19 protein-coding genes are annotated in these 20,766 nt (G+C 64.2%); 11 read left to right on the forward strand and 8 right to left on the reverse strand.

Translation table 11 applies throughout. The features are described 5' to 3' along the window. The first annotated feature begins 45 nt into the window (after nucleotides 1-45). Together AB7008_RS34610 and AB7008_RS34615 are read left to right on the forward strand one after the other, a co-directional pair. Nucleotides 46-321: a hypothetical protein gene (locus AB7008_RS34610; protein ID WP_264621352.1), complete on the forward strand. Its 276-nt coding sequence runs from the start codon at nucleotides 46-48 to the stop codon at nucleotides 319-321. Continuing rightward, on the forward strand, nucleotides 322-804 hold the full coding sequence (locus AB7008_RS34615; RefSeq protein ID WP_248878971.1) for a phage holin family protein: 483 nt from the start codon (nucleotides 322-324) through the stop codon (nucleotides 802-804). It abuts the gene before it with no gap. Nucleotides 805-813: 9 nt separating this feature from the next. Here the strand turns inward: AB7008_RS34615 and AB7008_RS34620 are convergent, their stop codons facing one another. Together AB7008_RS34620 and AB7008_RS34625 are read right to left on the reverse strand one after the other, a co-directional pair. Then, the gene (locus AB7008_RS34620) at nucleotides 814-3,507 is read right to left on the reverse strand and encodes a bifunctional acetate--CoA ligase family protein/GNAT family N-acetyltransferase (RefSeq protein ID WP_441260254.1); all 2,694 of its coding nucleotides are present in this window, start codon (nucleotides 3,505-3,507) and stop codon (nucleotides 814-816) included. Nucleotides 3,508-3,575: 68 nt separating this feature from the next. Beyond that, nucleotides 3,576-4,415 (reverse strand): universal stress protein, encoded by an 840-nt coding sequence (locus AB7008_RS34625; protein WP_441260255.1) that lies wholly within the window; start codon nucleotides 4,413-4,415, stop codon nucleotides 3,576-3,578. 183 nt (nucleotides 4,416-4,598) lie between these two features. Here AB7008_RS34625 and AB7008_RS34630 point away from each other — a divergent pair, with 183 nt between their 5' ends. From AB7008_RS34630 to AB7008_RS34640, 3 genes are all read left to right on the forward strand, one after another. Continuing rightward, complete coding sequence (locus AB7008_RS34630) at nucleotides 4,599-6,122, forward strand: AAA family ATPase (RefSeq protein ID WP_441260256.1); 1,524 nt, start codon at nucleotides 4,599-4,601, stop codon at nucleotides 6,120-6,122. Between the two features lie 25 nt (nucleotides 6,123-6,147). Further along, nucleotides 6,148-7,122, forward strand: coding sequence for a CHAD domain-containing protein (locus AB7008_RS34635; RefSeq protein WP_304490697.1), 975 nt, complete (start codon nucleotides 6,148-6,150; stop codon nucleotides 7,120-7,122). Nucleotides 7,123-7,214: 92 nt separating this feature from the next. After that, the gene (locus AB7008_RS34640) at nucleotides 7,215-7,943 is read left to right on the forward strand and encodes a CBS domain-containing protein (RefSeq protein WP_304490698.1); all 729 of its coding nucleotides are present in this window, start codon (nucleotides 7,215-7,217) and stop codon (nucleotides 7,941-7,943) included. Nucleotides 7,944-7,961: 18 nt separating this feature from the next. Here the strand turns inward: AB7008_RS34640 and AB7008_RS34645 are convergent, their stop codons facing one another. The 3 genes from AB7008_RS34645 to AB7008_RS34655 form a co-directional block, all read right to left on the reverse strand. After that, nucleotides 7,962-8,420, reverse strand: coding sequence for a RidA family protein (locus tag AB7008_RS34645; RefSeq protein WP_439711264.1), 459 nt, complete (start codon nucleotides 8,418-8,420; stop codon nucleotides 7,962-7,964). Nucleotides 8,421-8,441: 21 nt separating this feature from the next. Then, a complete protein-coding gene (locus AB7008_RS34650) occupies nucleotides 8,442-10,133 on the reverse strand; it encodes a benzoate-CoA ligase family protein (RefSeq protein ID WP_441260257.1) in 1,692 nt (563 codons plus the stop codon). Nucleotides 10,134-10,281: 148 nt separating this feature from the next. After that, a complete protein-coding gene (locus AB7008_RS34655; RefSeq protein WP_014493760.1) occupies nucleotides 10,282-10,791 on the reverse strand; it encodes a MarR family winged helix-turn-helix transcriptional regulator in 510 nt (169 codons plus the stop codon). Nucleotides 10,792-11,050: 259 nt separating this feature from the next. On the opposite strand from AB7008_RS34655, the gene AB7008_RS34660 reads away from it, so the two are divergent. Both AB7008_RS34660 and AB7008_RS34665 read left to right on the forward strand, forming a co-directional pair. Then, nucleotides 11,051-12,226 carry an ABC transporter substrate-binding protein gene (locus AB7008_RS34660; RefSeq protein WP_441260258.1) on the forward strand — a complete coding sequence of 392 codons (1,176 nt, stop codon included), beginning with the start codon at nucleotides 11,051-11,053 and terminating at the stop codon, nucleotides 12,224-12,226. Between the two features lie 27 nt (nucleotides 12,227-12,253). Then, on the forward strand, nucleotides 12,254-12,709 hold the full coding sequence (locus AB7008_RS34665; RefSeq protein ID WP_028149662.1) for a cupin domain-containing protein: 456 nt from the start codon (nucleotides 12,254-12,256) through the stop codon (nucleotides 12,707-12,709). Nucleotides 12,710-12,718: 9 nt separating this feature from the next. Here the strand turns inward: AB7008_RS34665 and AB7008_RS34670 are convergent, their stop codons facing one another. From AB7008_RS34670 to AB7008_RS34680, 3 genes are all read right to left on the reverse strand, one after another. Beyond that, complete coding sequence (locus AB7008_RS34670; RefSeq protein WP_441260259.1) at nucleotides 12,719-13,969, reverse strand: flavin-dependent oxidoreductase; 1,251 nt, start codon at nucleotides 13,967-13,969, stop codon at nucleotides 12,719-12,721. Nucleotides 13,970-14,209: 240 nt separating this feature from the next. Continuing rightward, complete coding sequence (locus tag AB7008_RS34675; protein WP_039152610.1) at nucleotides 14,210-15,046, reverse strand: enoyl-CoA hydratase family protein; 837 nt, start codon at nucleotides 15,044-15,046, stop codon at nucleotides 14,210-14,212. A gap of 31 nt (nucleotides 15,047-15,077) precedes the next feature. Further along, a complete protein-coding gene (locus AB7008_RS34680; RefSeq protein ID WP_039152612.1) occupies nucleotides 15,078-15,839 on the reverse strand; it encodes an SDR family NAD(P)-dependent oxidoreductase in 762 nt (253 codons plus the stop codon). Between the two features lie 210 nt (nucleotides 15,840-16,049). Here AB7008_RS34680 and AB7008_RS34685 point away from each other — a divergent pair, with 210 nt between their 5' ends. The 4 genes from AB7008_RS34685 to AB7008_RS34700 are packed head-to-tail and all read left to right on the forward strand — an operon-like array spanning nucleotide 16,050 to nucleotide 20,763. After that, entirely contained in the window at nucleotides 16,050-16,847 is a 798-nt protein-coding gene (locus AB7008_RS34685) for an alpha/beta fold hydrolase (RefSeq protein ID WP_304490703.1), read from the forward strand. A 12-nt stretch (nucleotides 16,848-16,859) separates the two neighbouring features. Then, nucleotides 16,860-18,149, forward strand: a complete 1,290-nt coding sequence (locus AB7008_RS34690) for an acyl-CoA dehydrogenase family protein (protein WP_304490704.1) — start codon at nucleotides 16,860-16,862, stop codon at nucleotides 18,147-18,149. A 2-nt stretch (nucleotides 18,150-18,151) separates the two neighbouring features. After that, the gene (locus tag AB7008_RS34695; RefSeq protein ID WP_304490705.1) at nucleotides 18,152-19,678 is read left to right on the forward strand and encodes a class I adenylate-forming enzyme family protein; all 1,527 of its coding nucleotides are present in this window, start codon (nucleotides 18,152-18,154) and stop codon (nucleotides 19,676-19,678) included. Then, nucleotides 19,675-20,763, forward strand: coding sequence for an NAD/NADP-dependent octopine/nopaline dehydrogenase family protein (locus AB7008_RS34700; protein ID WP_304490706.1), 1,089 nt, complete (start codon nucleotides 19,675-19,677; stop codon nucleotides 20,761-20,763). Before AB7008_RS34695 ends, AB7008_RS34700 begins: the two co-directional genes overlap by 4 nt. Nucleotides 20,764-20,766 lie beyond the last annotated feature (3 nt).

The raw sequence follows: 20,766 nt of genomic DNA on the forward strand, positions 1-20,766 counted from the left end.
CCCGGGCCTTAGGCTCGCTTCCATTTCAAGGGAGTTCTCAAATCCATGTTCAACAGCGACAGGATGAGCGAAGAGCTGCGAGCGTTGAAGGTTGACGTCACGCGTCTGCTGAGCACCGCAGGCGAAGAGATGTTCGACAGCTCGATAGACCGGGCCGAGGTTCTGGCCGATCAGATCAAGGCCGCGCTTGCCGAGCTCGGAGAAACCGTCAGCGACGAGCAGGAGCAGCTTCAGGGCCTCATTGCGGAACGCCCGGTCACGTCGCTGGCCTCGGCTTTCGCGCTCGGCGTGGTCGTCGGCTTCATGCTGAGGAGACACTAGATGAACATGGAAAATGTCGTCAAACATCTGCGCGTGCTGTGGCGCACCGACAGGATCATCGCGGACATCAGGCTGCGCCATCTGCTGATCGGTCTCGGCCTGCGGGCCTTCGCGGCGTTGATCGCGGCATTCGGGCTCCTGATGCTGGAGCTGTCGGCCTATTTCGCGCTGGTCCAGATCTGGAGCGCAATTGCGGCGGCTGCCATCCTCGGCGCTGTCAATTTCGCCATCGCGGCGGTTCTCTTCATCGTTGCCGGCCGTCCTCCATCCGGCCGCGACATCGAGCTCGCCAATGAAATTCACGGCGCATCCATCGAAGCTTTGCAGCTCGAGGCGCGGGCGCTCCAGGCCCAGGTGTCAGGCGCGGTCCATCATCCGCTCAGCACGATTGTGCCGGTGCTGGTGCCGCTGATCGCGATCATCGTCAAGAGTCTGCGGAAAACGGCCACGGAAGCCGCCGCATCGCGCGAAGCGCACTCGTGATCGGAACGATCAGAGCTTGAGCCTGACTTCACAGAGATCGGGCTCGGTCGAATCCGGCTTCACGTCGAAGCCGAGCTGGCGGCACATCTCAAGCATTGTGGTGTTCTCCCTGAGAACATCACCCGAGATGGTCTTCAGACCCTCCGACCTCGCATAGTCGATGATCAACTGCATCAACGCCCATCCGAGCCCCCTGCCCTTGAGGTCGGAGCGCAGCAGGATCGCATATTCGCCGCTCTCATAGACCGAGTCCGAATGGAGCCGGACCACGCCGACCATCTCATTGGTGGCTTCGTCGAATGCGATGAAGGCCATTGCGCGCGCATAGTCGAGCTGGGTCAGGCGCGCGATGAACTCGTGGGTGAACTCCTTCATCGGCGCGAAGAAGCGCAGGCGGAGGTCGTACGCCGTGACGTGACGCAGGAATTCGTGGATGGTCGGCTCGTCCTCCGGACGCAAGGGCCGTACGAAGATCCGCCAGTCGTCCTTGAGCGCCAGGCGGCGCTCCCACTGCGATGGATAGGCCCGGACGGCGAAGTTGGCCGGGCCGGAGCCGGCGAATTTGCGCTGCGGCGGCCCCACCGCGACGCGGGCGTCGACCGCGGTCACGCCGGTCTCGTCCGCAAGCAGTGGGTTGATGTCGAACTCCCGGATCTCGGGAATGTCAGCGGCCATCTGGGCGAGCTTGACCAACACCATCGCGACGGCGTCCTGCTCGACCGCGGGTACGTCGCGATAGGCCTTCAGCAGTCGTGATACGCGCGTGCGGCCGATCAGGTCGCGCGCGAGTTGCAGATCGAGCGGCGGAAGCGCCAGTGCCTTGTCGTTGATGATCTCGACCGCCGTCCCGCCCCGGCCGAAGACGACGACGGTGCCAAAGGTGGGATCGTCGGCAAGACCGAGGATCAGCTCGCGCGCCTTCGCCTTGACGACCATCGCCTGCACGATGACGCCCTCGATGCGGGCTTCGGGACGGAGCTTCCTCGCCCGCGCGAGAATGTCGGTGGCAGTCGCGCGCACGGCCTCCGGCGTGGTCAGATTGAGGACGACGCCGCCGACGTCCGACTTGTGGACGATGTCGCGCGACATGATCTTCAGCACGACTGTGACGCCCTGCGCGAACATCTCGCTGGCGTAGGCGGCGGCCTGCTCGACATCATCAGCAGCACGGGTCGGTACCATCGCGATATCATAGGCCCCGAGCAGGTGTTTGATCTCGACGGGATCGAGCCATTTGCGGCCGTCCGCGATCGCAGCGGCGACGATCTGCCTGGCAGCCCGGGCGTCAGGCACGAACGTGTCGGGCATCGCAGGAGGAACCTGACTCAGCTCCTCCACGACCTCGCGATGCCGCACGAGATGCATGAAGCCGCGCACCGCATCATCTTCGGTCGGATAATTCGGAATGCCCGCGCCGGAGAGCGCCTGAATGATGTTCTGATCGGCTCCGACCCAAGCCGCCAGCACGGGCTTCGCCCATCGGCGCTGCTGCTCGCGATATTTGCCGACGAGCTCGGTCACGGTCGCGGCGATGTCGGCCGCCGGGGCGATCGCGGTCTGCACGTTGAGGACGAGGACGGCATCATTATCAGGGTCTGCGAGCAGCACCTCCAGCGCCGCCGCGTAGCGCGATGCATCGGCATCACCGACGATGTCAACGGGATTTGCACCGGACCAGGTCGGTGGCAGCACAGCATCGAGGCGCTTGCGCGTCTCAGCCGAGATGGACGCCGGGATTCCGCCAAGGTCCACCAACCGATCCACGGCCAGGACGCCGATGCCGCCGCCATTGGTGAGGATGGCGAGACGCTTTCCCGCCGGCGGTTCAACGCGACCGAGCGTCTCGGCGCAATCGAACAGCTCGCGCAGATCGGAGACGCGCAGGACACCCGCACGGCGGAACGCGGCATCATAGACGGCGTCGGCGCCGGCGAGCGCGCCCGTATGGGTTGCCGCCGCCTTGGCGCCCTGCACCATGCGGCCGGACTTCACCACGACGACCGGCTTTACGCGCGCCGCGGCCCGTGCCGCCGACATGAACTTGCGCGCGTCCTTGATGGCTTCGATATAAAGCAGGATCGCGCGGGTCTTGTGGTCCATCGCGAAATGATCGAGCAGGTCGGCAATATCGACGTCGATCTGATCGCCGATCGTGACAATGCCGGAGAACCCGACGCCGCGCTGCGCAGCCCAATCCACCATTCCGGCCGCGATCGCGCCGGATTGCGAGATCAGCGCGAGGTTGCCCGCCCCCGGCATGTGTGCGGCGAAGCTGGCATTGAGGCTGACGCCGGGCATCATGATGCCGAGGCAGTTCGGCCCAATCAGCCGCATGCCGTATTTGCGCGCCGCAGCGATCGCGGCCTCGTGCAGGGATCCCGGTCCCTGACCGAGGCCCGCCGAGACGATCAGCGCGCCGGCCGAGCCCCGACGTCCGGCCTGATCAATGATGCCGGGGACCTCTCGCGCCGGCGCGGTGATGACCACGAGCTCGGGCACGAAGTCCAGCCTGTCCAGACTGCCCACCGCAGCGATGCCGCCGATCTCGGCATGGCGCGGATTGACGAGGCCGAACCGCCCCTTGAACTCGGCCTTGTGAATGTTCTCGAGAACGGCGCGTCCAACCGAGACCGGGCGGGCGCTCGCGCCGACGAGCGCAACCGAACGCGGCGACAGCAGACTCTTCAAGCGATAGGTTGACATGAAAGCATATGCGCCCGGTCGGTGGCGGTTCCGATGGTTGACGATCGGCCGATAAACTGGCGATGCGCCTAGTGCGAGATCATAACCCAGCACGGCGGCTGGCCAATGACGGTCTTTGTCACACCACCCCAGACGATCTCGTTCAGTCGGGAATGATGGTAAGCGCCCATCACGATCGCATCGATGGCATGGGAATTCGCCCAGCTTCCAAGCACCTTGCCGATCGAGCTGCCGCGGGCCATCGCCGTCTCGAACGAGGCGTAGACACCGTGTTCCCTCAGGTGGTCGACGAGCGCGGTTCCGGATTGAACGATCGCGTCGGTCGGGTCGTCCGCCACCGTGACCACCCGGACGGATGCCGCAGCCTGAAGAATGGGCAGCGCGTCGCCGACGGCCCGCGCGGCACGGGCGGAGTGATCCCAGGCGATCATGACGTTCTCGAACTCCGGTCGCAGCTCATCCACATGCTGTTCCGGGCAGAGCAGCAGCGGCCGGCCGGATTCGAACAGGAGCGTTTCGATGATGCGCTCCGTTTGACTGTCATGCGGCCTCACGGGAACCAGCGTCAGATCGCTGAAGCGCGCATGCTCGGCCAGGATCGACGCGATCTGGTCCGCCGGCACCTTACCCGATCGACTTTGGGCGCGAATATTGGCGCGGGAGGCTGCATTGGTGAAGGCGTTGAGGAGTTGCTGCACGTCGCTTACCTCACGCGAACCGCTCACCTCCGCGGAATCGAGATCACCAGGGATGATGACCTTCGGCCGCACGAAATCGTCTTCCGCGAGCGCGAGCGCGGTGATCCTGGCGCCGAGGTCGGCGGCGACAGCCACGCATGTCGCGATCGCAGCGAGGACCGGCCCGCGCGGTTGGCCGATAAGCGGCAGAAAGACATCCTTGATGGGCATCGGGATTCTCCTTACCGGTCAGGATAAGCCACCTTTCACCGGGAAGCTTGATCCTCCTCAAGGCGGGAACACCGCGCGGCCAGCCGACGACAGGCTTTGACCGATGTCAAGGACTGGCCCCGATCCGCCTCTAGGAGTTAGCCTGCTGCCTCACCGCCGACGCATCTGGATTTGCTCGCAGAGATGACGGACGATTCTGCAACCCAGGAACGGGTCTTCCAAGCGTTGTGCGCGCGTCCCGGCGTGAAGCGGATCGACACGCACGCGGCCTCGGTGCTTCTGGACGGGACACGCGCACTGAAGATCAAGCGGGCAGTCAAGTTTCCATTCCTCGACTATTCGACGCTCGAAAAGCGCGAGGCGGCCTGCGAAGAGGAGATCAGGATCAACCGGCCGCTCGCGCCGCAAATCTATCACCGCGTCGTGGCGATCACGGAGGAGCCGGATGGATCGATCGAGATCGACGGTCGCGGCCGGCCGGTCGAGTATGCGGTCGACATGTTCCGCTTCGACGAAAACCGGACGCTGGACCTTGTGGCAAAAGCCGGCCCGCTGGATGCAGACCTTGCCCCGACCATCGCGGATGCGATCGCGGCATCGCATGCGAGAGCGCCCGTCGCGGACGGCGCCGCATGGGTTGCCTCCATTTCCGCGCTGATCGAAGGCAACAGCACCGGGCTGCGCAATGGCGATCATTTCGAAGCAGCCCGGATCGAGCAACTCTGCGAGTCCTCACATCAGGCATTCCTGCGCGTCCGCGCTACACTGGAAGAACGCGCGCGCCGCGGCTTCGTGCGACGCTGTCACGGCGACTTGCATCTTGCCAATATCGTGCTGATCGACCGGCAGCCTGTCCTGTTCGACGCTCTCGAATTCGACACGCAGATGGCGACTGTGGACGTGCTCTACGATCTTGCGTTCACGCTGATGGACCTGCTGCGCCACGACCAGCCGGCCACGGCCAGTGCCGTCCTGAACCAGTATCTGATGACGGCGCCCGACGAAACGCTGGACGCCCTGGCTGCGCTGCCACTGTTCATGTCCATTCGCGCGGCGATCCGTGCGCAGGTGGCCCTGGCGCGGCTGAGGCGGCCTGATGCCGACGGCCCCGGCACTCTCGACGAGGCGCGCCGCTATTTCGAGCTCGCCCAGGCTTTGATTCATCCCCCCGCCCCTCGCCTGATCGCGGTTGGCGGACTGTCGGGCACCGGCAAATCCGTGCTCGCCCGCTCACTGGCGCCCGCCGTGGCGCCACAGCCCGGCGCCGTCGTGCTGCGCAGCGACGTCATTCGCAAGCAGATGTTTCAGGTAGGACACACCGAGCGGCTACCGCCGTCCACGTACCGGCCTGACGTGACGGCGCGCGTCTACGAGGTGCTGATGCAGCGCGCCCGGCAGGTTCTGGCGCAAGGCCATTCGGCAATCGTCGACGCCGTCTTTGCGCGCGAGTCCGAGCGAGACGAGATGGCCGCCCTGGCACGCGAGTGCGGCGTACCGCTCAACGGACTATTCCTCGTCGCCGACCTCGCCACCCGCCAGGCGCGAATCGGCGACCGCCGGGGCGATGCGTCCGACGCCACGCAAGAGGTTGCCGCGCAGCAAGAGCACTATAATATCGGCCATGTCGGTTGGGCGACCATCGATGCATCCGGGACACAAGCGCAGACGCTCCAGAACTGCCGGGACGTAATCGCTGAGGGCAAATAAGGCAATCTGATTGGCGCGGGCTAGGATGGCGCGACCCACCACGAGTTCGATGGCGACCGCTCGCGCCAAGCCTGCGGCGCGGCGCAATGTTCTGCCCGGCCGCCTGAGCCCCGGTATGGCCTGCGACACCGCGTTCCGGATCATCGCCCGCCGTCACCTCGATGCCGTCCTCGCCCAGCACGATGGCACCTGCCACGGCGATCCGGAGGCGCTGCATCAGATCCGGATCGCACTGACGCATCTGCGCACCGCCATCCGCTTCTTCTCGCCCATGGTCGACGATGCCCTGCGGCCGAATGTCTGGGCCGAACTGAAATGGCTGAACAGCCAGCTCGGCATGGTGCGCGACCTCGACGTGGCGATCGAGCGGATTATCGCCGAGAGCGGAGGCGAGCTTGACGTGATCGCCGAGCTTCAGCATTGGGACGAGAAGCGCGCCGAGAGCCACCGCCTGCTGGCGCGCGCGCTGCAATCGGCGCGGTATCGGCGTCTTGTCGAGCAGACCTCGGCCTGGATCGAGAGCGGTCCTTGGTCGACCCGGCGCAGCAAGGAGGCCATCCGATTGCGCCGCTGCCCGCTTGCCGACCACGCGACGGCGCAGCTCACGGAATGGGAAACGACGCTGCTCAGGAAGGCGCGGAAACTCCGCAAGCTCGACGTCGAAAAACGGCACAAGCTGCGGCTCCTCAACAAGCGGCTGACCTATTCGATCGAGTCGCTAGATGATTTGTTTGCAGACGAATCGCTGACAAAACAGAAGTCGATCCTCAAGCAATTGCGCAAGGCGCAGAGGTCCCTCGGGCAATTGAACGACGATGCGCGAGGGCAAACCCTGGCAGCGTCACTGAACGAGGCCGTCCCCGAGGCCGGCATTCGTTTCTTCAACCGGAAACGCCAAAAGAAGCTGTTGCGGACCGCCTCGAACGCCTACCGGAAACTGGACAAGGCCAAGCCGTTCCGCTCATCCGACCTCGCCCCGAATGCGGAACCCGAGGATTAGGTGCGGACCAGCTTGACTTAAGTCAAATCAGCTTCCTGCCGGCGACCTAAGCTCCACACATCGATATTCGTGTGAACTTGCGGAGCTTCCCCATGCGCGCCCACCAGATCATGACCCGCTCGGTCATCTCGGTTGCCCCCCACACCAGCATCGTCGAGGCGGCCAACATCATGTTGAAGCGGCACGTCAGCGGCCTCACCGTGGTCGACGATGCCGGCAAGCTGGTCGGCGTGGTCTCCGAGGGGGATTTCGTCCGCCGCAGCGAAATCGGCACCGGCCGCAAGCGAGGCCGCTGGCTGCGGTTCATCCTCGGCCCCGGCGAATCCGCCAGCGATTTCGTCCACGAACATGGCCGCAAGGTCTCGGAGGTGATGACCGCCTCGGTTGTGACCATCACCGAGGATACGGCGCTCGCGGAGATCGTCGATCTCATGGAACGGAACAACGTAAAGCGGCTGCCGGTGGTGCGCGGCGACAAGGTCGTTGGCATCGTCTCCCGCGCGAATCTGTTGCAGGCGGTAGCGGGGCTAGCCCGCGAGGTACCGGATCCGACGGCCGACGACGACCACATTCGCGGCCGTATCATCGACACCATGGAGAAAAACGATTGGTGCCCGTTCGGACTGAACGTCATCGTCCGGGACGGCATCGTTCATCTCAGCGGTGTCATCACTGAGGAACGCGCGCGTCAGGCCGCCGTCGTCGCGGCGGAGAACGTCGACGGTGTCAGGAAGGTGCACGACCATCTGTGCTGGGTCGACACCGTATCGGGCGTCTATCTGAATTCGCCTGAGGATGACAATCTCGCCAAGGCCAGCTAGGCGCGAACCGAAGGCGGCTTAGCGGGGAATGACGGCGGTGGCTTCGATCTCGACGCGCGCCGCCTTCTCGACGAGGCGGACGACCTGCACCAGCGCCATCGCAGGATAGTGCGCACCGAAGGTGGCGCGGTAGCTCTTGCCGAGTTCCCTCAGGTTCGCCAGGTATTCGTCCATGTCGACGACGTACCAGGTCAGGCGCACGAGGTGCTCCGGCCGCGCACCCGCCTCCGCCAATATCTCGGCGATATTGTTCAGGGCTTGGCGCACCTGCGCGACAAAGCCGTCCGCAAGACGCTCCTCGGCGTCCCAGCCGATCACGCCTCCGGTGACGACGATGCGTCCCTCGGCGACCATGCCGTTGGCATAGCCTTTCGGTAGCGGCCAGCCGGACGGTTGGAGCACCTGCGCCCTGGAGCCGGTTTCGCCCTGGGCTGCTGTCGGCAGCACAGCGAGGTGCGGGCCTTTCGGCGTCGTCACGGACAATTCTTCATCCTTCTCTTATTCCGCCGCAACGCCAGAGGACGTCGCTGCGGCCTGCGCCAACTGCCGCAGGGCAAATCGCTTCAACTTGCCGGTCTCGGTCTTCGGCAGTTGCGCCACGAACTCGATCGCGCGCGGATATTTGTAAGGCGCAATCTCACGTTTGACATGCTCCTGCAACTCTGCTGCGAGTTGAGCGTCCGGCGTCACACCGGGGGCGGCGATGACATAGGCCTTCACGATCATGCCACGCGCCTCGTCCGGCGCACCGACGACGCCGCACTCGGCTACGGATGGATGCGTCAGCAGCGCCGCCTCCACATCCGTGCCCGCGATGTTGTACCCGGCCGACACGATCATGTCGTCGGAGCGCGACTGGTACCAGAAGTAGCCGTCGCTATCCATCAGATAGGTATCGCCGGTGATGTTCCAGCCGTTCTGGACGTATTTGCGCTGCCGCTCGTCGGCGAGATAGCGGCAGCCGGTCGGGCCGCGCACCGCAAGCCGCCCCATCGTGCCCGGCGGCAGGTCATCGCCGTCGTCATCGACGATTTTTGCTTCGTAACCCGGCACGGGTTTGCCGGTTGCGCCGGGACGGATCTCGTCCTCGGTCGCGCTGATGAAGATGTGCAGCAGCTCGGTCGAACCAATGCCGTCCATCAGCTTGATGCCGGTGGCCTTGAGCCAGGCATCGAATGTCGGCTTGGGGAGGGTCTCGCCGGCAGAGACGCACTTTCGCAGCGAGGAAATGTCGCGACCTGCGAGCTTGCCGATCATGGCGCGATAGGCGGTCGGCGCAGTGAAGCAGACCGAGGTCTTGTATTGCTCGATCGCCGTCAGCATGTCGTCCGGCGTCGTCTTCTCCAGCACAACGAAGGAAGCGCCGATGTGCATCGGAAACAGCACGCCGCCGAAGCCGAAGGTAAAGGCGAGCGGCGCTGAACCGACGAAACGATCCTTCTGCTCTGCCCTCAAGATGTTGTGCGCATAAGCGTCGCAGACCGCCAGCATATCCCGATGGAAATGCATGGTGCCCTTGGGATCGCCCGTCGTGCCCGACGTGAAGGCAATCAGGCAGATGTCATCGGCGGCGGTATCGACCGCCTTGAACTCCGGGCTCGCATCAGCAATCAGCGCCTCGAGCGAGTCCGACGCGCCATTGCCCCAATAGACCACGTGCTTGAGGCCGGGCGCCGCCGCTTTCGCCTTCTCCATCTCCTCCGAGAGTTTTCCATCGCAGAGCGCGAGTGCAATCTCCGCCTTCTGGATCGGATAGGATAGTTCCTTGGCGCGCAGCAGAGGCATGGTCGCCACGACGATGCCGCCAGCCTTGATCACCGCGAGATAGGTCGCAACCATCATCGGATTGTTGGCGGAGCGCAGCAGCACGCGCCCGCCGGCTACGAGACCAAGCTTGCGAACCAGCGCGTTGGCGATGCGGTTCACGAGCGCTTGCAGCTCGCGATAGGTGTAGCTGACGGCCGGACTGATGACGCACGGCGCGTCGCCGTGGCTCTCCTCGACCCAGCGGTCGAGAAAATAACTGACGCAGTTCAATCGCGGCGGGTAGTGCAGCTCCGGCCGCGTGAAGATGAATTCGGGCCAGAACTCTCGCGGCGGCAGATGCTGCCGTGCGAATGTATCGACGTGGGCTGTCGCGACGTTGCCGTCATACGAGCCCGACTCTTGAGCCTTAGCGGCGTTGGCCATCGCACGCTCCTTTCAGCATGGAAAGCACCCGGCAGCATCATCTGGGAAACATTTTAGGCTTAAAACAATTCGGCGCAATAGCGGATTTTGGGCATCCCATGCATTTTCCTGCGGCAAGGTGGGACTGACGGGGTGCCCCGCTGGCGGACTACGGCCGGCGGCGACCGGCCGATTTCTGCGCCGACGCCTTTGTCTTGGCCAGGAGCCGCATCAATTCGCGGACATCCTTCGGGGTCAGGTCAGCGAACAGATCTGCGATCCAGGTCTCGTGTTCCGCAGCCATCCTTCGAAACTCGGCGCGGCCCAGCTTTGTAAGGCGGATCACCTGGACGCGGCGGTCCGTCTCCGAGGTGCGCCGGTCGAGATGGCCCGATTCCACCAGCCGTTCGACGAGGCCGGTGACATTGCCGTTGGACACCATCATTCGCTTGGAGACGTCGGACAGCGTCATGCCATCGGGCGCCTTGTCGAGCTGCGCCATCAGGTCGAACCGGGGCAGCGTGACGTCGAAGCGCTGTCGCAGGCGGCCGCGGACTTCGCCTTCGATCAGGGTCGTGCAAGTGAGCAGACGCAGCCACAGCCGAAGCTCTTCGGCGTGGTCCTCCGGCGTCTCGACGGCCTTGGTCTCGGAATCGAGCATCTCGATGCAGTCACTCATGGCCGGCCTGGCGCCAGCACGGATTCCCCAACGTTTTGAGCTTCAAATAAATCTGCGCCGGCCGCAAGCCTAAAGCTGCAACAATCGACCACACTCGAATTTCTTTAGGCTTCAAATAACTGGCGCGCCGCTTGCATGCGCCACTGCCCGCAGAATGGCTACGCCTTGAGCTTGCTTGCCGCGGCCGCCATCATCGGCATAAGCTTGGATTGGAGTACGCGGCTTGCTGCGCAAGCCCGATCGTCACAGGGGACACATCATGAAGACGCAAATAACCTTTGCCGCTGCCGCCCTGCTGCTCGGCACCGCGGTGAGCCCTTCCCTCGCCCAGGAGAAGATCAAGCTGGGCGTGGTCGTGACCCTGTCGGGCCCCGCCGCCGCGCTTGGCCAGCAGGTCCGCGACGGCTTTGCGCTCGCCGTGAAAGATCTCGGCGGCAAGATGGGCGGCCGAGATGTCGAGGTGATCGTCGCCGATGACGAGTTGAAGCCCGACGCGGCGGTCACGAAGGTCAAGGGCCTTCTGGAGCGCGACAAGGTCGACTTCGTGGTCGGCCCGATCTTCTCCAACATCCTCCAGGCGATCCACCGCCCCATTACGGAGTCCAAGACGTTCCTGATCAGCCCCAACGCCGGCCCATCGACTTTCGCCGGGAAGGACTGCAACCCGTTCTTCTATGTGACGTCGTATCAGAACGACCAGGTCCACGAGATCCTCGGCAAGGTCGCGCAGGATCGCGGCTACAAACGCATGTATCTGATGGTGCCGAACTATCAGGCCGGCAAGGATTCAGTGGCGGGCTTCAAGCTCGACTACAAGGGCGAGATCGTCGAAGAATCCTACATGCCGCTGAACACGCTGGACTTCCAGCCGGAACTTTCCAAGCTCTCGTCGCAGAAACCCGATGCGCTGTTCACGTTCATGCCGGGCGGCCTCGGCGTCAATCTCGTCAAGCAATACCGGCAGGCCGGCCTTGCCGACAGCATTCCGGTGCTCTCGGCTTTCACGGTGGATGAATCGACCTTGCCGGCGCAGCAGGATGCGGCCGTCGGCATGTTTGGCGGCGCGAACTGGGCGCCCAATCTCGACAATCCCCAGAACAAGAAGTTCGTCGCCGCCTATGAAGCCGCCTACAACATCGTGCCCGGCACCTACGCGTTCCAGGCGTATGACGCCGCGATGCTGATCGACAGCGCGGTCAAGGCCGTGAAAGGCGATCTCTCGAACAAGGATGCGGTTGGGGCTGCGCTGAAGAAGGCCGACTTCACCTCTCTGCGCGGCGCGTTCAAGTTCAACACCAACGGCTATCCGATCCAGGATTTCTATCTTACCAAGGTCGCCAAGCGTGCGGACGGCAAGTTCCAGACCGAGATCGTTCAGAAGGTCTTCGAGAACTATGGCGATCGTTATGCCAAAGACTGCAAGGCGGCAAACTAAGCCGCACCGCATTACGGGAGGACTGCAATGAAAAGCGAAATCACCGGCATCACACGGGCCAATGAAGGGATCCAGGGCATTTCCTGGAACATCCTCGGCCAGACCTATGTGCCGAAGAGCAATACCGAGCACAGCTTCTCCTGGCACGCGACATTGCCGCCGGGCACATTCGTGCCGCCGCACATCCATCCCGACCAGGATGAGTATCTCTACATGCTCGAGGGCAAGCTCGACTTCGTGCTCGGCAATTCGGAGTCGCAGGCGACCGCGGGCGATCTGATCCGCCTCGGCATGGGCGTGCCGCACGGCATCTTCAACAAGTCGGAGCAGACCGCGAAGGTTCTGTTCTGGGTGTCGCCGACCCGCAAGCTGTTCGACCTGTTCTGGGGCCTTCACAATATGAAGGAACAGAAGCCGGAGGACGTGGTGGCGATGGCCGCCGAGTTCAACATCCACTTCCTGCCGCCACCGCCCGGCGGCTAGCAGCGAGTCTTAAGCGCGCACCGCCGCCAGACCCGGCACGGCGGCGAAGCCGGCCTTGGTCGCGTAACCACGCACGATCGCCTCGCGCTGGGAATAGCTCAGCACATTGTCGACGTTGTCGAAGCCATCGGGCGCAAGCTGCTCGACGGCGTCGATGACGCCCTCGGGGCCGCCGCGCCGGTTGGAGCGGACGATGTCAGCGGTCATCGGCAGACGCTTCTTCTCATATTCAAGCAAAGCCTGGCGCGGATGCTCGGCGCGCACCAGCGCATCGGCAAGGCAGCGCGCGTCGAGGATCGCCTGAGAGGCGCCGTTGGAGCCGACCGGATACATGGGATGCGCGGCGTCACCGAGCAGCGTAACGCGCCCGGACGACCAGTAAGGCAAGGGATCGCGGTCGCAGGTCGGATATTCGTAGAACTCGGGCGTTGCCGAGATCAGGCTCTTGACGTCGATATAGGGCACCGAGAAGCGCGCGACATGCGGCATCAACTCCTCGCGCCGGCCGGGCCGCGACCAGTCTTCCTTCCGGGACGGCGGGGCATTGCCCTCGCCGACCTTCACTAGCACCGCCCAGTTGGTAAGACGGCTCGCCGAGCTCGATCCCTCTGCGATCGGATAGATCACGACCTTGGCGTTGAGGCCGCCGGCCACGATCATCGACTTGCCGGTGAGGAACAGCGGCCAATCGCGCGCACCGCGCCATAGCATCAGGCCGTTCCAGCACGGCGGTCCCTCGTTCGGGAACAGCGTGTCGCGAACGCGTGAGTGGATGCCGTCAGCGCCGATCAGGATATCGCCGCGCGCAGTATGAATGTGCGCGCCCGAGCGGTCGAAGAAATAAGCGGTGACGCCGCCCTCGTCCTGCGTGAAGGCGCCGAGGCGGCAGCCGGTGTGAATTGCCTGCGGCCCGAGCCGCTCCTCGACGGCGCGATGGATGACGCCCTGAAGGCGGCCGCGGTGAATCGAGAATTGCGGCACGTCATGGCCGGCGTCGATGCCGCGGGCTTCGCGCCAGACCTCCTGGCCGTGGCGATTGAGGTAATAGAGCTGGTCGGTGCGGATCGCGACGTCGTCGAGCTGCTGGAGGAGACCGAGGCCGGCAAGCTCCCGCATCGCATGCGGCAGCGTGTTGATGCCGACGCCGAGTTCGCGGATGGTGTCGGCCTGCTCGAAAATCTCGCATCCGATGCCGCGCGAGCGCAGCATCAATGCCGTGGTGAGACCACCGATACCACCACCGACGATAATTGCCTTCATCGCCCTTACTCCACTCGAAAATACGCCAGGCAATGGGGCTAAAGTCGCACGGGCGGTCACTCCGCCGCAAGCGGCTTTGTCGCCTCCGCCTTGAGCTCGCCCCGGGTCTTGGGCTTAGCCTTAATTCTCAGCTCCTCGAGATCCCGCCGGTCGCGCACGCTGTTGCGGAAAATCTGATCTGTTCCGGGCAGGTATCGCGGCGCAAGTCACCGTGCCGGCTTCTCGCAGCAAGTCCGGGGCTCAGTCGCCCCTGAAGACCGGCTTGACCTTGTTGGCGAACGCTTCAAAGGCGCGCTCGAAATCCGCCGTGGTCATGCACAGCGCCTGGGCAACGGCTTCCGCTTCGATCGCCTCTTCAATCGACATCGCCCATTCCATCGCCAGCATCCGCTTGGTCATGGTGTTGCCGAAGGTCGGCCCTTCCGCGACCTGCTTGGCCAGCAACTGCGCCTGCGGCAGCACCTGCTCGGGCGTGACGATGCGGCTGAAGAAGCCCCAGCGCTCACCCTCCTCCGCCGTCATGAACCGGCCGGTGTACAGCAGCTCAGAGGCGCGGGACTGTCCGATGATCCGCGGCAGGATCGCGCAGGCGCCCATGTCGCAGCCGCCGAGGCCGACCTTGTTGAAGAGGAACGCGACCTTCGCGCCGCTCGCCGCGAGCCGCATGTCCGATGCCATCGCGATGATCGCGCCGGCGCCGGCGCAGATGCCCTCGACCGCGGCCACAATGGGTTGAGGGCAGGCCCGCATCGCTTTGACGAGGTCGCCGGTCATCCGCGTGAAGGCGGTCAGCCCCTTGGTGTCCATCTTCACGAGCGGGCCGATGATCTCGAACACATCGCCGCCGGACGAGAAGTTACCACCGGCGCCGGTGACGATGACGGCCTTGACCGCATCATCGAAAGCGCAGGCGCGGAAGAAATCCGTCAGTTCCCGATAGCTCTCGAAGGTCAGCGGGTTCTTCCGCTCGGGACGGTTGAGCGTCACCGTGGCAACGCCGTCGACCACCGCCAGCAGGAAGTGCTGCGGTGAATAATCCGCGAGCGGCACGGTCACAGGATTGGCTGGTCTGCTCATGCGATCTCCTCAGTATGTTTGTTCCGCGCTGCTAGATTTCGCCGCCTGCGACTGCAATCGCCTGCCCGGTGATCGCACCAGCGCCTTCGCCGCACAACCAAAGCACAGTGTCCGCCACCTCTTGGGGCGTGATCAGCCGTCCCTGCGGATTATGCTTCGCCAGCTCGGCGATCGCCTGCTCGCGGCTCCTGCCGGTCTTCTTCATGATGTTCTCGATGCTGCCGGCGACGAGATCGGTATCGGTGAAACCCGGGCACACCGCATTCACAGTCACATTGCTTCCGGCCGTCTCGAGGGCAAGAGAGCGCACGAGACCGACGACGGCGTGCTTCGCCGCCGTATACGCGCTGACATAGGCGTAGCCCTTGAGCCCCGCCGTCGAGGCAATCGCGACGATGCGGCCATAGGGACGATTCTTCATGCCCGGCAGAACGCCCTGGATGGCATGGACAACGCCCATGAAATTGACGTCCATCATGCGCGCAAACAGGGCAGCGTCCGATTTCGCGAACGGCGCGGATTCTGCACTTCCCGCGTTGGCGATCAGGATGTCGATCGGCTTTCGCGCGCTCGCTTCAGCGATAGCGGCTTTCAGTGATAATTCGTTCGAGACGTCGGCGATCGCAGCAAAATGCGCGGCACCTGCGCTGACCGCCTCTTCTAGAACAGCGGCGTTCCGGCCGAGCACCGTCACGGTTGCGCCTGCCCCGACAAGAGAGGCCGCGATGGCGCGGCCGATGCCGCGACCGCCACCGGTCACGAGCGCGTGCGGCGAGTGCGGCAATCCGGACATGCGCTGGCTCCTTGGCTCTGCTGATCGTTCCTCGATATATTTTAACCTTCAAGTTTTTGCAACGAAGCTGCCGTAGCGCCGCGAACGCCTTCGCGCGAGAGACCGGCCCGAAAATTGCTTTAAGTATAAAATTATCGCTTCCCATCCCCCACAGGCCTGTTAGCATCGCCCGGCCGAGCAAAAGGATGTCGCGTGTCGCAGCCTGCGCCAATGATAACAAAAGACGGCCGCTTCGCCTACGAAGCCGCGGGCGATCCGGACGCGACACCCCTGATCTTCCTGCATGGCATTGGCGGCGCGGCACGGGCCTGGCGGCAGCAGCTTGCCAGCTTCAGCACCCAGTTCCGCGCAATTGCATGGGACATGCCGGGCTACGGCGGGTCGGCGCCGCTCGCCAGCGTCAACATCGCGGTCCTTGCCGATGCGCTCCAGCAATTCATTGAGCAGCTTGGTGCGACAACGCCAATTCTGGTCGGCCATTCGATCGGTGGCATGATCGTCCAGAAATGGCTGGCGCAATCTCCGAAACTGGCCCGCGCGATCGTCCTCGCGCAGACCAGCCCGGCCTTCGGCAAGGCCGATGGCGATTGGCAGAAATCGTTCATCGCGGCGCGGCTTGGGCCGCTCGATCGCGGCGAGACCATGAAGTCGCTGGCTCCCTCCTTGGTGAAGGAGCTTGTCGGCGACGATCCCGATCCGAAGGGAATGGAGCTTGCGCGCGAGTGCATGGCAAGCGTGCCCGAGGCGAGCTATCGCGCCATGATGCTGGCTTTGATGGGCTTCGATCAGCGCAGCACACTCAAGGACATTTCCGTCCCGACGCTGTTGCTGTCCGGCTCCAAGGACAACAACGCGCCTGCCCCCATGATGGCAAAGACAGCAACATTCATTCCCTCTGCCGAATATGTCGAGCTGGCTGGGGTCGGCCATCTCGCCAACCTTGAACGCCCTGACGCATTCGACGAAGCCCTCGGCCGGTTCCTGAATTCCGTCGCGACCAAAACGTAGGGTGGCTGCGCAATGACCATGCAAGTCAGAAAGAACATTGGCGCAACCGGCAAGGTCGCGCTGGATGCTCCGATCTTCGATCCCGTCGCATTCCGCTTGAGCGACGAGCAGGCCGGCATCATCGCGCTCGCCCGCGAGATCGGCCAGAGTGTGTTCGCTGGTCGCGCGGCGACTTACGATCGCGAGGCGATCTTCCCGACTGAGAATTATCGCGACCTGCATCGCGTCGGCCTGCTCGGTATCGCGGTTCCCAAGAAGCATGGCGGGCTCGGCGCCGACTATCAAACTTACGCACTGGCGGCAGCCGAAATCGGCCGCTATTGCGGCGCGACCGCCCTCACCTGGAACATGCACGTCTGCTCGACCCTGTGGTCAGGTCCGCTCGCCGACGATCTCGACATGGACGTGGAGACCCGCGCCGAGCACGAGCGGCGGCGCGCGGTTCATTACAAGCGTATTGTCGAGGATGGCGCGATCTACTCGCAGCCCTTTTCCGAGGGCGGAGCGGCCGCGGCCGGCGGCGTCGCGTTCGGCACGGAGGCCAAGCCCGTGAAGGGCGGTTGGATCGTCAACGGCAAGAAGATCTTTGCATCGCTGTCCGGTCATGCCGACTATTACGGCGTGCTCTGCACCGAGATGGAGGAGGGCGAAAGAGCCTCGCGGCGCAACACCCTTTACCTCGCGATCTCCGCGAAATCGGACGGTGTCTCGGTGGTCGGCGACTGGGATCCGCTCGGCATGCGCGGCACAGTCTCTCGCACGCTGCTGTTCAAGGATGTGTTCGTCCCTGCGGATTCCGCGCTGATGCCACGCGGCGTCTATTTCCAGGCGGCGATGCGCTGGCCTCACATGTTCCTGACGCTGTCGCCGACCTATATGGGCCTGGCGCAAGCCGCCTATGATTTCACCGTGCGCTATCTTCGCGGTGAGGTACCGGGCATGCCGCCGGTCAAGCGTCGGATGTACCCGACCAAGCAGATCGCGGTCGCGCAGATGCAGATCAAGCTCGAGCAGGTCAAGGCGATCTGGTTCCAGGCCGTCACCGAGGCCCGCGCCAATCCAAGCAAGGAGCAGGTGCTGCGCGCCTATGCCGCGCAATATTCGGTGATGGAGGGCGCCAATGAGCTCGCCGCGCTCGCGATCCGCACCTGCGGCGGTCAGGCCATGCTCCGCTCGCTCCCGCTGGAGCGCATCTATCGCGACAGCCGCTGCGGCTCGCTGATGCTGCCCTGGACCGCCGAGCTCTGCCTCGACCGGATCGGGCGCGAGGCGCTGTACGAGGCCGGTGAAACGGACGACTGACCGTGGACCTCTGTAGTCTGATCGATCGCAACGCGGCGTTCGCGCCAGACAAGACGGCGATCGCCTTCGAGGGTGAGCGGCTGAGCTACGCCGCACTCGCCGCGCGCATCGAGCGGACCGCCACGGCGTTGAAGCAGGAGCTCGGCGTCGGCCGAGGCGACCGCGTCGCGATCCTGAGCCTGAACCGGCCGGACTATCTGGTTCTGCTCTACGCATGCGCGCGACTTGGTGCGATGCTGGTGCCGCTGAACTGGCGGCTGGCGGTTGCCGAGCAGCGCTTCATTCTCACCGATGCGGGCGCAAAGGTCCTGGTACTCGAGCAGGCATTTGCGGGAGTTCTCCCGGAGCTTGCGCCGGGGACGGCTGTTATCGGACTCGACTTCACGCCGTCGCGGGGCGTGACATTCGAAGACCTGCTGGCTCGCAGCGAAGGCAGCGGCCGCAATCCGCACACTGATCTCTCCTGCCCGCTTCTGATCGTCTATACATCAGGAACGACGGGACGGCCGAAGGGCGCAGTTCTGCGGCAAGAAGCCTTGTTCTGGAACGGCGTCATGAGCCAGCACATGCACAACATGACGTCAGATGATCACGTGCTGACGGTGCTGCCGTTCTTCCATGTCGGCGGCCTCAACATCCAGACCACGCCGGCGCTGCAGCTTGGTGCGACGGTCACCATCCACGCCCGCTTCACGCCGGATACTGCGCTCGCGGCCATTGAACGGGAACGACCGACCCTGACGGTGATGGTGCCTGCAATCCTCCAGGCCGTGAGCGAGCATCCCGCTTGGACAACGACCGATCTCTCGTCGCTCAAAGCCGTCTCGACCGGCTCGACCATCGTGCCACCGCACCTGATCGATCGCTTCGTGGCGCGCGATGTTCCGGTGCTTCAGGTCTATGGATCGACGGAAACCTGCCCCATCGCAGTCTACACCCGGCTTGGCGGCGACCTTTCGCGCGCGGGATCGACCGGACTTGCCGGGCTGTGCTGCGAAGCGAAGGTGATCGATCAGGCCGGCAATGAGGTCCCTGCGGGTACGCCGGGCGAAATCGCGGTGCACGGGCCCACCGTGTTCTTCGAATATTGGGGCAATGCGGATGCCACGCGCGATGCGCTGCACGACGGTTGGTATCGCACCGGCGATATCGCCCTGCGCGATGCCGAGGGCTATTTCTGGGTCCGGGACCGCAAGAAGAATGTGATCATTTCCGGCGGCGAGAACGTCTATCCGGCCGAGGTCGAGCGCGTCCTGCTCGAACACCCCGATGTCAGCGAATGCGCCGTGATCGGCCGGCCGGACCCGCGCTGGGACGAGGTGCCGATCGCCTATGTCATCGGGCGGTCCGGCTGCCGGCTCGAAGCGGAGGAGCTGAGAGCGCATCTTCAGACGCAGCTCGCCCGTTACAAGGTTCCGCGCGACATCGTCTTCGTCAACGACCTGCCGCGCACGGCGCTGGGCAAGGTCCAGCATTTCCTGCTGAAGCAGCTTGATGCGCAGTCGCGCGCGCAAGGAGAAGCATCTTGAAGATTGCAGTACTGGGTGGGGGAAACGGCTCTTTCGCGGCCGCAGGCGACTTTGCGCTGTCGGGGCATGAGGTCCGGCTCTGGCGCCGCGACGCCGATCAGGTGGCGGCGCATCGCGCCGCCGGCTCGCGCATCCTGGTCAAGGATCACAATGGCCGGCACGATGTGAAGCTCGCACGGGTGACGACCGATATCGCCCAAGCAGTTGACAGCACCGAGCTGATTCTGTGCCCCGCCCCTGCCTTCGCGCAGCCGGACATTGCTCGTTTGCTCGCCCCGCATTTGCGGGACGGCCAGGTCGTGTTCCTGCCGCCCGCCACATTCGGCTCGATGATCTTCGCCCAAGCCGCGCGGAATGCCGGAAACCACGCCAGGGCAAGCTTTGCCGAGACCGGCACGCTGCCTTGGCTGACCCGCAAGCACGGGCCGTTCGAAGTCGCGATCACGATACGCGCCAAGCGGCTGCCGGTCGGCGTGTTTCCGCTCGATCAGGCCGCGCATGCACTCGAAGTGATCGGACGCGCTTTCCCTGATGCGATCGAGCCGTGTGGCGATGCGCTCTCCGGCGCGCTGATGAATGCCGGGCCCATCATTCACCCGCCACTGATCGTGATGAACGCCGGCCCGATCGAGCATTTCGAACGATGGGACATCCATAAGGAAGGAACGCAGGCCGCGATCCGCCGGGTGACTGACGCGCTCGACGCAGAACGGATCGCGGTGCGCGAAGCGCTTGGCTATGGCGCGCCGCATTTTCCGCTGGCCCACCACTACGCCAAAGAAGGCGAGATCTGGATGTATGGCCGTGGCTCGCACGACCGGCTGACCGATTCCGGCGACTGGCGTGAGCGGATCGTGCTGACCGAGCACCGCTATATGCGTGAGGATCTGCGGCTTGGGCTGTCGCTGCTGGTCTCCGTCGCCGCCCTGGGGGGCACGCCCACACCGTTGGCCAAGGCGTTTCTGGCCATCGGCGGCGCGATTTGCGGCGAGGATTTTGCGAAGGGCGGCCGAACGCTCGAGACGCTGGGGCTTGGCAATCTCGGCAAAGCCGAGTTCCAGGCGCTTCTTCGCAGGGGATTTTGACCG

Origin of the sequence: Bradyrhizobium sp. 521_C7_N1_3, assembly GCF_052075975.1 — a bacterium.
GTDB classification, from domain to species: Bacteria; Pseudomonadota; Alphaproteobacteria; order Rhizobiales; family Xanthobacteraceae; genus Bradyrhizobium; species Bradyrhizobium japonicum.